Origin of the sequence: Microbacterium phosphatis (assembly GCF_049177115.1) — a bacterium.
GTDB classification, from domain to species: Bacteria; Actinomycetota; Actinomycetes; order Actinomycetales; family Microbacteriaceae; genus Microbacterium; species Microbacterium phosphatis.
In genome coordinates, this window is the sequence record NZ_CP185370.1 from 241185 (window position 1) to 254116 (window position 12932).

At 71.8% G+C, this 12932-nt stretch carries 13 protein-coding genes; 5 read left to right on the top strand and 8 right to left on the bottom strand.

Annotated elements, in window-relative coordinates:
• The first annotated feature begins 147 nt into the window (after positions 1-147).
• From ACOKGD_RS01135 to ACOKGD_RS01145, 3 genes are read left to right on the top strand one after another with little or no spacing between them, the layout of a single operon-like run.
• Positions 148-588: a YdeI/OmpD-associated family protein gene (locus tag ACOKGD_RS01135; RefSeq protein WP_342336219.1), complete on the top strand. Its 441-nt coding sequence runs from the start codon at positions 148-150 to the stop codon at positions 586-588.
• 18 nt (positions 589-606) lie between these two features.
• Positions 607-855: a DUF4287 domain-containing protein gene (locus ACOKGD_RS01140; RefSeq protein WP_342336221.1), complete on the top strand. Its 249-nt coding sequence runs from the start codon at positions 607-609 to the stop codon at positions 853-855.
• Positions 852-1463, top strand: a complete 612-nt coding sequence (locus tag ACOKGD_RS01145; protein WP_342336222.1) for a class I SAM-dependent methyltransferase — start codon at positions 852-854, stop codon at positions 1461-1463. The genes ACOKGD_RS01140 and ACOKGD_RS01145 overlap by 4 nt, the downstream gene beginning before the upstream one ends.
• A 94-nt stretch (positions 1464-1557) precedes the next feature.
• Here the strand turns inward: ACOKGD_RS01145 and ACOKGD_RS01150 are convergent, their stop codons facing one another.
• The 6 genes from ACOKGD_RS01150 to ACOKGD_RS01175 all read right to left on the bottom strand — a co-directional run bounded on the left by ACOKGD_RS01150 (position 1558) and on the right by ACOKGD_RS01175 (position 9332).
• Complete coding sequence (locus ACOKGD_RS01150; protein ID WP_342336223.1) at positions 1558-2562, bottom strand: LacI family DNA-binding transcriptional regulator; 1005 nt, start codon at positions 2560-2562, stop codon at positions 1558-1560.
• A 58-nt stretch (positions 2563-2620) separates the two neighbouring features.
• On the bottom strand, positions 2621-3094 hold the full coding sequence (locus tag ACOKGD_RS01155) for a hypothetical protein (RefSeq protein WP_342336225.1): 474 nt from the start codon (positions 3092-3094) through the stop codon (positions 2621-2623).
• Between the two features lie 71 nt (positions 3095-3165).
• Complete coding sequence (locus ACOKGD_RS01160) at positions 3166-6192, bottom strand: glycoside hydrolase family 2 TIM barrel-domain containing protein (RefSeq protein WP_342336226.1); 3027 nt, start codon at positions 6190-6192, stop codon at positions 3166-3168.
• Positions 6189-6986, bottom strand: coding sequence for a carbohydrate ABC transporter permease (locus ACOKGD_RS01165; RefSeq protein ID WP_342336227.1), 798 nt, complete (start codon positions 6984-6986; stop codon positions 6189-6191). Before ACOKGD_RS01165 ends, ACOKGD_RS01160 begins: the two co-directional genes overlap by 4 nt.
• A 4-nt stretch (positions 6987-6990) precedes the next feature.
• Positions 6991-7941 (bottom strand): carbohydrate ABC transporter permease, encoded by a 951-nt coding sequence (locus ACOKGD_RS01170; RefSeq protein ID WP_342336228.1) that lies wholly within the window; start codon positions 7939-7941, stop codon positions 6991-6993.
• 83 nt (positions 7942-8024) lie between these two features.
• Entirely contained in the window at positions 8025-9332 is a 1308-nt protein-coding gene (locus tag ACOKGD_RS01175; RefSeq protein WP_342336230.1) for an ABC transporter substrate-binding protein, read from the bottom strand.
• Between the two features lie 197 nt (positions 9333-9529).
• Here ACOKGD_RS01175 and ACOKGD_RS01180 point away from each other — a divergent pair, with 197 nt between their 5' ends.
• Positions 9530-10552, top strand: a complete 1023-nt coding sequence (locus ACOKGD_RS01180; RefSeq protein WP_342336231.1) for a LacI family DNA-binding transcriptional regulator — start codon at positions 9530-9532, stop codon at positions 10550-10552.
• A gap of 20 nt (positions 10553-10572) precedes the next feature.
• Positions 10573-11589 (top strand): polysaccharide pyruvyl transferase family protein, encoded by a 1017-nt coding sequence (locus ACOKGD_RS01185; protein WP_342336232.1) that lies wholly within the window; start codon positions 10573-10575, stop codon positions 11587-11589.
• A 13-nt stretch (positions 11590-11602) separates the two neighbouring features.
• Here ACOKGD_RS01185 and ACOKGD_RS01190 read toward each other — a convergent pair whose 3' ends face one another.
• Together ACOKGD_RS01190 and ACOKGD_RS01195 are read right to left on the bottom strand one after the other, a co-directional pair.
• On the bottom strand, positions 11603-12193 hold the full coding sequence (locus tag ACOKGD_RS01190; RefSeq protein ID WP_342336233.1) for a flavin reductase family protein: 591 nt from the start codon (positions 12191-12193) through the stop codon (positions 11603-11605).
• 90 nt (positions 12194-12283) lie between these two features.
• Positions 12284-12910 (bottom strand): TetR/AcrR family transcriptional regulator, encoded by a 627-nt coding sequence (locus ACOKGD_RS01195; RefSeq protein WP_421355071.1) that lies wholly within the window; start codon positions 12908-12910, stop codon positions 12284-12286.
• Positions 12911-12932: the final 22 nt, after the last annotated feature.

Genomic DNA, 12932 nt, shown 5'->3' on the forward strand with positions numbered 1-12932 from the left:
ATGCCGCTGGGCGCCGTTCCCCGGGGATCCCGGGTTCTCAGGGCCGGATCACCCGGGCGGCCCTGGGGATCCGGGATCCCCTGAGTTCGCGGGCGGGGATCCGCCCGGCCGATTCCGCCGGCGCCGGCGCGGCCGTACGCTGACCGCATGAGCGCGCTCACCCTCGACACCGTCCTCGAACCGCGCGGCCCGGCCGCGGCGATCCTGCTCACCGACGAGCAGGTCGAGCAGCTCGGCGGCGGACGGACGCCCCCGGTGCGCGTGACGATCGGCGCCCGCACCGCGCGGCTGCGGGTGGGGCGCATGGGCGGCGAGACCATGATCGGCTTCAGCAAGGCCGCCCGGGGCGAGCTCGGCATCGAGCCGGGCGAGCGCGTCGAGGCCCGCATCGAGCTCGACGCCGCCGAGCGCACGGTCGACCTGCCGGCCGAGCTCGCGGCGGCCCTGGACGCCGAGGGGCTGCGCGCCGCGTTCGACGCCCAGTCGTTCACGAACCGCAAGGAGGCGGCGCGCTCGGTCGCCGAGGCGAAGCAGGACGCGACGCGCGAGCGTCGGATCGCGAAGATCCTCGACACCCTGCGCGCCTGATCCGGCTAGCGTGGCGCCATGGCAGAGCATCGCGTCACCGCGCCCGTCATCGCCGAGGGCGACAAGCCCCGGGGTCCGGCGTCGTACTTCCCGAGCATCGAGAAGACCTACGGCCAGCCGATCCAGCACTGGCTCGACCTGGCCGCCGACCGCCTCGACGCCGAGCCGCACATGCAGGTGGTCGCCTGGCTGAAGTCCGAGCACGGGCTCGGCCACGGGCACGCGAACGCCATCGTGGCGTACGTGAAGGCGATGCTCGCCAAGTGACGGTCGCGAGCGCGTACGGCGCGCGCTCGGCCGAGTACACCGCGCTGTTCGGAGACATCGAGGCGGCGCATCCGGACGACAGGGCGCTCGTCGAGCAGTGGGCGGCGGCGCTCGACGGGCCGGTGCTCGACGTCGGCTGCGGGCCCGGCCAGTGGAGCGCGCGCCTGCACGCCCTCGGCGTCGACATCACCGGCATCGACCTGACCCCCGAGTTCGTCCGGATCGCGCGTGCTCGGCACCCGCAGGTCGACTTCCGCCTCGGCGATGTGCGCCGTCTCGACCTGCCCGATGCGCACCTCGCCGGTGTGCTCGCCTGGTTCTCGCTGATCCATCTCCCGCCGGCGGACGCGCCCGGCGCGCTGGCGGAGATCCGGCGCGTGCTCCGGCCGGGAGGCGGCCTCGTCCTCGGGTTCTTCGACGGCCCCGACCTCGAGCCGTTCCCGCACGCGGTGACCACGGCCTGGTTCCGGTCGCCGACCCGGCTCGCCGCCGACCTCGAGCGGGCGGGCTTCCGGGTCGTCCGGTCGGTGCAGCGGCAGGATCCGGGCGCCCGCCCCTGCGCGGTCATCGTCGCGCGCGCCGTCGAGTCGGAGGAATCCCTTCCGTAGGGGCAGGATCGCCTCCGCGCTCCTCCGGAACGCATTCCTCCTACGCTGCGCACCACGCCGGCGCCCGCGCCCGACGCTCGCGCCCGCGGGGGACTCAGGCGCTGGCGCGCTCCACGAGGCCGCAGGCGAACGAGGTGCTCCAGCCGGGGTGGGTCGTCCCGGACAGCAGGGCGTCGATGGCGGCGGCGGCCATCTCCTCGACCGGCTGGCGGATCGTGGTCAGCGGCGGATTCGCGAAGGTGGCGGCGATCGAGTCGTCGAACCCGATCAGCGCCACGTCCTGCGGGATCCGGCGGCCGCGGTCCGTCAGGGCCTGCACGGCGCCGGCGGCCATGACGTCGGAGGTCACGAAGAGCGCGTCGAGATCCGGGTGGCGCTCGAGCAGCTCGGCCGCGGCGTGATAGCCGCCGTCCCGCGAGAAGTCGCCGTCGGCCTCGAGCACCTCGATGCCGAGGGCGGCCGCGGCGTCGAGGTGCCCGAGCCGGCGGGCCGCCGCGCAGCCGTTGTCGTCGGGCCCGTGGACGGCCGCGATCCGGCGCCGTCCGAGCGTGTGCAGGTGGGTGATGGCGGCGCTCGCCCCCTCGCGGTTCGCCGCCGAGACCGTGGGCGTCACCTCGCCCGCGGGCGTCAGCGACACCACCGGGCCGCGCGCCCGTCGCGTGAACGCCGAGGCGAGCGCGGGCGGCAGGCTCACCAGCACGGCGCCCGCGGTGACGAGCGAGGCGAGGCCGACGACCTGCGAGAGGGCGTCCGACGGGTCGACGCGCCGGATCTGCAGCGGCAGCCCCTCGCAGTCGAGCGTGGGGAGCAGGCCCGCCAGGATCCGCCCGTAGTAGGGATCGGCGCCCAGCCAGGTGATGTCGTCGTCGCCGGTGTAGATGACGAGGTCGACGGTGCGCCGCCGCCCCGAGGCGAGCTCGCGGGCCGCCTCGTCGGCGCGATAGCCGAGCTCGGCGACCGCCCGGGCCACGCGCTCGCGGGACTGCGCCGAGGCGCCGGGCTGGCCGTTGAGCGCGCGCGAGGTCGTGGCGCGCGAGACACCCGCGAGACGGGCGACGTCGTCGATCGTGGGGCGGGTGCTCTGCGCGGGTCTGGTCATCATCGGCTCCGTTGCGACACTAGGCGTGGGAGCGCTCCCATCGGCATCGGGGCTGTCATCACTTCCAGCGAGCGGGCACTTGGCCGTCGGGCCCGGGGGCGACGAGCGCCTGCAGCGGGGTGATGCCCCGCCAGCGGCTCTCGTCGAGGTGCAGGAACAGGATCATCTCGCCCTCGGCGGAGGCGAAGGGATCCGGCGACGGCGTCCCCTCGCAGGTGACCGGCGTCGAGATCACCTCGATCCGATCCGGGCCCTCGCCCTCGATCCACTCGGCGACGTCGACCGTCCAGACCGGCGCGTCGACGCCGAACACCGGCGCGGTGCCGGCGGGATCGCCGATCGTGCCGCGGACCACCGCCTCGGCATCCTCCGCCGCGTCCGACGGCGTCTCGAACTCGACCCAGCTCACGCACGTCTCGGTCGTCACGCCTCCCGGGTCGGGCGACGCCGCGGGCTGCCCGCCGCGTGCGGCGGACGCGCACCCGGCGAGCAGCAGGATCGCCGTCAGGGCAGGGATCGACGTCGCGCGCATGCGCTCAGCATGACCCGCCGGCCCGCGAGGGGGAAGCCCCGACACGCGAACGAGACCGCGCGTGGCCGCTGTCACTCCGGCCGAACCGCCCGCAGCGTGAAGGCGAACTCCAGCTCGCCGGTCGGCAGCAGGTGCTCCGGATGGGTGCGGGCACCCCAGGAGTCGTCGCCGCCCACGCCCCGGCGCATCAGCGCCGGGCGCAGCACCGTCTTGCGGATCGGCGGCAGGTCGACGGGATGGGCGGCGTTCTCGATCTCGTACGGCGTCCACGGCAGCGCCGAGAGCTCCATGCCCTCCGCGCACTCCAGCCGCAGGCCGAATCCATCGGCGCCGGTGACCTCGGCCCACCGCACACCCGTGCGGCTGCCGGCCTCCTGCGGCCGCAGGTACGGGGTGAGCAGGTCTGCCACCTCCGCCTCCCACACGCCGAGGCGGGCCGAGGCGCGACGGTCGACGTAGCTCTCGTGCGGGCCCTCGCCGTACCAGCGCAGGTGCCCGAACGCGGCGTCGGTCTCGATCATCAGCCCGAACTCGGGCATGTCCGGCAGCCCCTCGCCCGGTCGCGCGGTCACGCGGACGTCGATGCGCCCGTCGCCGCCGACGCGGTACACGACCGTGCTCTCGCTGGCCGGCGTGGTGGGCAGGGCGTAGCGGAAGGCCACCTCGATCGCGTCGCCCACAACCGTCGCCGTGGGGTTCTCGGCGCCGTCGGCGGGGTCGGCGGCCGCGACGGTCGCGTAGCGGCTCGCGAGCAGCCACTGCCCGTCGCGCGCGGGCATGTCCCAGCCCCGCTCGTTCGACGTCGGCGCGTGCCAGAAGCTGGGCTTGGGCACCGAGCGCAGCAGCTCGCGGCCCGCATCGCCGTGCCCGGCCCGGTAGGAGACCAGGCCGCCGTGCAGCTTCGAGAACAGGGCGGTGAAGCCCTCGCCGCGCACGCCGAAGTTGTGGATGCCGTCGATCAGCTGCGGCGCGAGCGCCGGCGCCGAGACGGCACGCGGCTCGCCCTCGACGGCGAACACACCCTGGGCCGAGGCGATCACGTGCCCGGCCGGCGCCCAGTCCGTCTCGGCAACGAGCGCGAAGGCGACGTCGACCGTGTACTCGCCCGGCTGATCCGGGATCGCCACGGGCAGCGGCACCGAGCCCGACGAGCCGGGGGCCACGTCGAGCACGAAGGGCGCGGCGGTCAGCACGACCCCCTCGCGGGCGAGCGTCGCGGTGGCGGCGTACACCCCCGACGCGGTGAACAGGTGCCGGTTGCGGACGGTGACGCCGTCGGCGTCCACCGTCACGTGCAGCGGCTGATACAGCTGCGCCATCTCGACGTACTTGGGGGTGGGCGTGCGGTCGAGGAACACCAGGCCGTTGCCGCAGAACTCGCCGTCGTGGGGCGCCTCGCCCGCGTCGCCGCCGTAGCCGACGTACGGCCGGCCATCGGGGTCGGTCAGGGCGATGCCCTGATCGGCGAAGTCCCAGACGAACGCGCCCTGGAACAGGGGCTCGCGGTAGGCGAGGTCGATGTACTTGTCGACCGCGCCGAACGAGTTGCCCATGGCGTGCGCGTACTCGCAGAGCACGTAGGGCTTGTCGCGGTGGGTGGCGAGGTACTCCTCGATCTCGGTGACGGGGGCGTACATCCGGCTCACGACGTCGCTGGTCTCGGGGTGCCGCGGGTCCCAGTGCACACCCTCGTAGTGAACGGGACGGGTGTCGACCGAGCGGAACCAGTCGGCGACCGCCAGGATGTCCGCGCCGCCGAACGACTCGTTGCCGCACGACCACATGACCACGCTCGCGTGGTTGCGGTCGCGGCCGACCATGCTCGCCGCGCGGTCGAGCAGGGCGGGCAGCCAGTCGGCCCTGTCGCCCGGCAGCGCCTCGTCGACGGTCAGGCGGCCGCGCACCACCGCGTCCCACATGGCGTGGGTCTCGAGGTTCATCTCGTCGATGACGTAGAAGCCGTATCGGTCGGTCAGCTCGTAGAAGAACGAGTTGTTCGGGTAGTGGCTGGTGCGCAGGGCATTCACGCCCGCGGCCTTCAGCAGGCGCAGGTCGGCCTCGGTCTCCTCGCGCGTGATCACGCGGCCGTTCACGCCGAACTCATGGCGGTTCACGCCCAGCAGCACCACGCGCTCGCCGTTGATCCTCAGCAGGCCGTCCTCGATGCCGAAGCGGCGGACGCCGACGGCGAGCGAGAAGCGCTCGCTCACCGCGCCGGCCTCGTCGCGCACCTCGACGGCGAGCTCGTGCAGGTACGGGTCCTCGTGGTGCCAGAGGCGCGGGGCCTCCAGCTCGACGGAGAGCGCCCCGTCGCCGGCGTCGGCGAGCGCGAGCGGCTCGGAGCCGTGCCCCGAGAGCGTCGCGGTGACCGATCCGGATCCGGCCAGCGAGAGCTGTGCGCGGACGACGGCGGTGCGCAGGTCGGCGGCCACGTCGGTCGTGACGTGGATGTCCTCGACGTGGACCCGCGGGCGGCGGCGCAGCACGACGTCGCGGAACAGCCCCGAGAAGCGGTAGAAGTCCTGGTCCTCGAGCCACGCGCCGCTGGTCACCTTGAACACCTGCGCGGCCAGGCGGTTCTCGCCCTCGACGAGGGTGTCGGTGAGGTCGAACTCGGACGGGGTGAACGAGTCGGTGGCGTAGCCGACGTACACGCCGTTGTGCCAGACAGCGATCGCCGTCTCGGCGCCGAGGAACGCCACGCTGAGGCGCTCGCCCGGCTCCATCGGGCGATCGAGCGTGTAGGCGCGGACGTAGCTGCCCACCGGGTTGTAGTGCGCGGGCACCTCGCCCGGGGTGATGTCCTCGAGGCCGTCCCACGGGTACTGCACGTTCGTGTACTGCGGCCGCCCGTAGCCCTGCAGCTGGATGTGGCCCGGCACGGCGATCTCGTCCCACGCCGACACGTCGTACGACGGGTCCGCGAACCCGTCGACGGTGTCGTCGGGGTGCTCCGCGTAGTGGAAGCGCCACGTGCCGCTCAGCAGCTGCTCGCTGTCGCCCTCGGTGCGCTGGTGCCAGCGGTGATCCGAATGCGCGGCGAGGCGGTTCTCGGAGACGAACAGGGGATCGGCGATGCGCGCGATATCGAAAGTCACTTGATGGCTCCTGTGATGCCTTCGGCGAAGCTGCGCTGCAGCAGGAAGAAGACGATGACGGTGGGCAGGGAGGCGATGAGGACGGCGAGCATCAGCACGCCGTAGTCGGTCACGTATCCCGCGGTGAGGTTGGCGATGAGCATCGGCATGGTCTGCGCCTCGTTGTTGACCAGGACGACCTTGGGCCAGAGGAAGTTGTTCCACGACGCCATGAAGGTGATGACGGCGGCGGCGGCGTAGGTCGGGCGCATGGTCGGCACGTACAGCCGCGCGAAGATCGAGATCTCGCTCAGGCCGTCGAGCCGGCCGGCCTCGATGATCTCGCCGGGGAACGACCGCGACGCCTGGCGGAACAGCAGGATCAGGAACGGCGTGGCCACGGTCGGCAGGATCACCGCGATCGTTGTGCTCAGCAGGTCGAGGTTCGCGAACAGCTGGAACAGCGGGATCATCGTGGCCGCGAACGGGATCATCATCGCCAGCAGCAGGATGCCCATCAGGCGGTCCTTGCGACGCGAGTGGTAGATCTCGAACCCGTAGCCCGCGATCGAGCAGACGACCAGGGCGGCCGCGGTGGTGACCACGGCGTTGACGGTGGAGTTCCACATCGCGCCGCCGAGATCCTGCAGGTTCACAAGCGCGGCGAAGTTGGCGAGCAGGTTGCCGCCCGGCAGCAGCCGCGAGTCGAGGACGTCCTTGCTGGTGTTGGTCGCCGAGACGACCATGAAGTACAGCGGGAACAGCGACAGGATCGCCGCGACGCTGAGGAAGAGGTAGCCGGGGAGACCCCGCATCGCCTTAGTCACGCTTGTCACCGACCTTCATCTGGATGGCGGCGAGGATGGCGACCAGCAGCAGGATCGCGTACGACACCGCGGCGGCGTAGCCGAAGTTCGGGTTCTTGTGGAAGGACAGCTCGAACAGGTAGTGCGCCATCGACATGGACGAGTAGGCCGGGCCGCCCTGGGTGAGCGCCCACGACTCGTCGAACAGCTGCAGAGTGCCGTTGGTCGACATGATCGCGCAGAGCAGGATCATCGGCTTCAGCTGCGGCACCGTCACGCGCCAGAAGGTCTGCCAGGCGTTGGCGCCGTCGATGCGCGCCGCCTCGAGGGTCGAGCGGTCGATGTTCTGCAGCGCGGCGAGCAGGAACACCATGTTGTAGCCGGTCCAGCGCCACAGCAGGCCGATGATGATCACCAGCCGGGCGGTGTCGGGCTGGCCGAGCCAGTTGATCGGGTCGGCGATCAGCCCGAGGCCCTGCAGGAGGTCGTTGACCGGGCCGTCGTTGGCGAACAGGGTGCGGAACACCAGCGAGTACGACACGAGGCCGATGGCGCAGGGAAGGAAGATCGCAGTGCGCCAGAACCCCTTCGCGCGCAGCGTCGGCGAGTTCAGGAGATTGGCCAGCACCAGCGCCAGGATCAGCATGATCGGCACCTGCACCACCAGGTAGATCCCGGTGGTCATCAGGGTGAGACGGAAGATGTCGTCCTGGAACAGCCGGGCGTAGTTGGCCCAGAGGGGATCGGCGAACTGCAGGCGTGTGCCGCGGCCCGTCTGCAGCGACAGGATCAGCGCCTGCAGCATCGGCCAGAAGTTCAGCCAGATGATCAGCAGCGCGGCCGGCAGCAGGAACGCCCAGCCGGTGAGGCTGCGTCGGCGCGAGCTGGCGCTGCGGGCGCGCCAGGGTTCGTTCTTCTTCTTGGTGGCGCGTGGCGGGGCCACGATGGCGGCGGTGAGGGTCACGGAGGAGTCCACCTTCGGTGCGGATCGGGGGATGCGGGCGAGAAGAGGGGCGCCGGCCGCGCGGGCCGGCGCCCCTCAGGGGGTCACTGCATCGCGAACTCGACGGCCTTCTGCGCCTCGTCGAGCGCCGCGGACATGTCCGTGCCGTTGATGATCTTGGTCAGCGCCGCGCTGACCGAGTCGCGGCCCTCGTAGTAGTACGCGCCCGTGTTGTTGGCGGGCACCTGCTTGCCGAACTCCAGCACCTCCTGGAAGACGGGCTGGTTGCTGAAGAACTCGTGCGGCTCGGCGTAGACGTCGCTCTCGCCGGCGGGGCTCCAGTTCGCCAGGGCGCCCGACTTCGGCAGGATCGTGTCGTACAGCTCGGTCGATCCGGCGAACGTCTCGTTCAGGAAGTCGGCCGCGAGGTCGTAGTCGGCGTTCGCGGTGATCGCCCACGACGATCCGCCGTTGGCCGAGAAGTTGGTCGCGCCGTCGACGCCGTCGAGCTTCGGCAGGTCGGTGATGTCCCACTTGCCGGCCTGGTCGGCCGCGGTCTGGATCGATCCGAGGATCCAGACGCCGTTGATCGTGCCCGCGACGTCCTCGTTCACGAAGGAGGCGATGTACTCGTCCCACGAGTTGACCTCCACGAAGACGCCCGACTTCACAAGCTCGGTGTAGACCTCGATGCTCTTCTCGAGCGCCGCGTTGTCGACGATCGTGGGGTTGCCCTCGTCGTCGAACAGGCTGGCGCCGGCGCTCTGCAGCATCATCATGATGAGGTCGGACGAGCCGGCCTGACCCGACAGCAGCGGCTTGCCGGTCTTGGCGAGGACGTCCTCGCCCTTCGTGAGGAACTCGTCCCACGTGATGCCGGTGAAGTCGTCGACCGTGTAGCCGGCCTGCTCGAGCACATCGGTGCGCAGCGCCGTGACCGCGGTGCCGTTGTCGAAGGGCACGCCGTAGTTGAGGTCGTCGACGGTCGAGTACTCGACGACCGCCTCGGGGAACTCCGAGAAGTCGACGTCGGAGTCGCCGAAGTCGCTGAACAGGTCGGGGTAGTTGATGACGTTCTTCTGGAACGCGTTGTTCTGCATCAGGAAGATGTCGGGCAGCTCGTCGGTCTGCTGCGCCTGAGCGATCGTCGTCAGCTTGGTCTGCAGGTCGTCCCAGGACGTCTCGACGACCTCGATCTCGAAGTCGGGGTGGTCGGCCTGGTAGATCTTGGCCGCCTCGTCCATCGCGTAGATGTTGAAGGCCGGGTCCCAGGCCCAGACGGTGAGCTTGCCGTCGCCCTCGCCGCCCTGCTGGGCGTCGCCGCCTCCGCCGCCTCCGCCGCACGCCGAGAGCGCCAGCGCGATCGGGGCCGCCAGGGCCACCGCCATCCACCGCTTGCCACGCATCGTCATCACAGAACTCCCTCGTCCTCGTTGCCACACAGGACGGCGTCGATGCCCTCCCGCGAAGTGTGTTGACGTAAACATGCCGTACCGCCTCGGGTGTTGTCAAAGGCTTTCGAATCACGGTCGGGTCACAACACGCCGCCGATGGCAACGTGAACATCGAATCCGCCGGGCCCGCGGCCGCGGCACGATAGCATCCGGTCATGTCGCTTCCCCCGAGCCGCCGAGCCGCGTCCATCGCCGACGTCGCCCGGCTCGCCGGGGTCTCCGCCCAGACGGTCTCGCGGGTCTCCAACGGCGGCGCCCGCGTGAGCGCCGACACCCATGCCCGGGTGGTCGAGGCGATGGACCGGCTCGGGTACATGCCCAACCACGCGGCCCGCGCGCTGCGCAGCGGCGCGTTCCGCACGATCGGCCTGCTCGCCCACCGCTTCGAGCGCACGGGCGAGGCGCTCACCATGTCCGGCGTGATCGATGCGGCCCGCGCCGAGGGGTACACGGTCACCGTGGTCGATGTCACCTCGACCGAGGACGCCCACGGGTGGGAGACAGCGGTCAGCCGGCTCACGCAGCAGGCCGTCGACGGCCTCATCGTGATCCGCGCCGAGCACGAGACGCCCGACGCGCTCACCCTGCCGCGCGGCATGCCGGTCGTGGTGTCGGACTCGCGGCTCGTCGGCCAGTACACCGGTGTGGTGGCCGACCAGGTGCAGGGCACCACCGACGCGGTGCGTCACCTGCTGGATCTCGGTCACCGCGCGATCCACCACATCTCGGGCCCCGACGACTCCGAGCCGGCGCTCGCCCGCGCCGACGCGTGGCGCCAGACGCTGCTCTCGGCGGGGGTGCAGCCGCCGACGCCCTGGACGGGCGACTGGTCGGCGCGCTCCGGCTACGAGCTGGGCTGCCGCATCGCCGAGCAGGCCGAGGCCACCGCGGTGTTCTGCGCCAACGACGAGTCGGCCTTCGGGCTCATCCGCGCCCTCCACGAGCGCGGGCTGCGGGTGCCGCAGGACGTCTCGGTCGTCGGCTTCGACGACATCGGCCTGGCCGCGTTCTCCTCGCCGCCGCTCACCACGGTGCGCCAGCCCTTCCAGCGGATCGGCCACGAGCTCGTGCGCCTGGTGCTCGCGCGCCTCGCCGACGGCGCGCCCCCCGCGCGCGAGCGCGTGGTCGTGCCCTGCGAGCTGATCGTCCGCGAGACCACCGCGGCGCCCCGGCCGTAGGGGCTCGTAGGCTCGACCCCATGACCTCGACGGACGCCGTGCACGAGCTGACCACACGCGATCCGGCGATCCCGGTCGCGGTGATCCTCGCCGCTCACGGCTGGGCCAACCTCGGCGACCACGCCATCACGCTGGCGACCCGATCGTTCCTGGCCGCGCGGTTCCCGTACCGGGTGATCGTCATCGACCGGCAGGCGCTCGCCGCGCACTGGGCCCTGGTGGTCGCATCGATCCGGCCGCACGACGTGCTCGTGCTGCCAGGAGGCGGCAACCTGGGCGACCTGTGGCCGCACGAGGAGGCCGCGCGCCTCGCGATCGTGCGCGCGTTCCCGGAGAACGCCATCGTCTCGTTCCCGCAGTCGATCCGGTTCGCCGACGACGCCGCCCTGCGCGAGAGCGCCCGCGTCTACCGCGCGCACCCCCGGCTGCTGCTGGCCACCCGCGACGATCGCTCCCTCGAGGTCGCGCGCGATCGGTTCGCGGGCGACGGGGTCGTGGTCACCCGCACCGAGGACATCGTGCTGCAGCACGCGTACCCGTTCGCCTTCCGCCCGTCGCAGGACGTGGTCGCGTTCGTCGAGCGCGACGACGCCGAGAAGGCCGCGGGGTCCGCCATGGCGCGGCTGCGTGCGCTCGCTGGCGGGCGCCCGGCCGTCGAGGCGGACACGATCATGCGCCCGGCCGCGCTGACCGACCTCGACACCGCGGCTCACGCCCTGTACGCGCTGATCGACACCCTCCACACCGCGCGGGTCGTGGTCACCGACCGCCTGCACGGCGCGATCCTCGGCCTCCTCGCGGGGCGGCCCGTGATCGCGGCGGACAACAGCTACGGCAAGATCCACGGCGCGCTGGCGACCCTGCAGGCACTGGCCCCCGGCCGGATCCTGCTCGCCGACGCGGACGCCGCGAACGTCGACGCCGCTCGGATCGAGGCGCTGGCCGCGCTGCCCGACGCCGAGACGACGCCCGGCGAGCTGCTCGCCGAGCGGTTCGATCGCTTCGAGGGCACGATCCGCGCCTTCCTCGGGCGCTGACGGCCCGGGCGGACTAGTCGATCCGCGAGCCCTCGCTGAGGCGGTGCCAGGTGCGGTTGTGGTAGACCAGCGGGCCGGGCTCGAGGCCCGGATCGCGGTTGGTCTGGCCCTGCAGGGCGTGGGCGGCGATGACGGTCGAGCCTCCGGCTTCCAGGCGGCTCACGACCGCGCAGCGGGCCCAGGCGCGCACGCCCGGGAAGAGGGGCTCTCCGGTGGCCAGACGCGTCCAGATCGAGGTGTCGGCGAAGCGATCGATGCCGCTCGTCGAGGCGAGCTTGGCCAGATCCAGGTCCTGCGCGTCGAGCAGGTGCACAACGATCGTGTCGGCGGCGAGGATCGTCGGCGCCGACGACGAGATCGACGAGATCGAGAAGATCAGGATCGCCGGGTCGACGCTCACCGACGCCACCGAGGTGGCCGTCAGCGCGACCGGGCCGTTCTCGCCCTGCGCGGTGATGACGGCGACGCCGCCGGGGTGGCCGCGGAACAGCGACTTGAACGCGTCGGCGTCGAGCTCGGGCTGCACCGAGACGATCTCGCCCACGTGGCGCGAGTACGCGTCGTCGTAGGGGTCGATGCCGTGGTGCAGGATGTTCTCGCTCATGCCTTCGACGCTACGCCCGTCGGAATGAGTGCGGGCCGTGTGACGTCAATCGGCGAAACCCCGCGTCACGCAGGGAAACGCCGTGACATCTCACAGCGGGCTCGGGCGCGGGTCCAGCACGGCCGAGACGATCGCCTCGATCGCGAACTCGCTCGCGCGGGCGAGGTCGACCTCGTCCGGGTCGAGCAGCCACTGCACCTGGAGGCCGTCCATGACGGCGAGGATCGCGGCCGAGGCGTCCGCCACGGTCTCGGGGGCGGTGACGCCCTTCTCGGCGCAGGCGATGCCGAACGCGGTGACGACCTCGTGGCGCAGGGTGCGATAGCGCTCCTGGAAGTACGAGCGCGCGGGGTGCTCGTCGGTGACGGCCTCGCCCGAGAGCACGGCGTAGGCCTGCACCAGGCCCGCGCGTCGCGCGTTGACGAAGGCCGTGCGCACGAGGTGCCGGAACAGCTCCATGCCGCCGGGGATGTGCTGCTCGGTGAGGTCGGCGACATCGCTCTGGTCGCGATAGCTGAGCACCTCGACCAGCAGCTGGGTCTTCGAGCCGAAGTGGTGCAGCACCCCGGCGTGGGTCATGTCCACCTGCTCGGCGATCTCGTGCAGGGTGCCGTTGGCGAAGCCCTTCGCGCCGAACACCTCCATCGCCGCCTGGAGGATCTCGGCGCGCCGCCGGAGGGTCTCCGGCCGCGGCCGGGCCTGCTGTCTGCTCACCATGATCACAGTTTCCTCTCGGAGG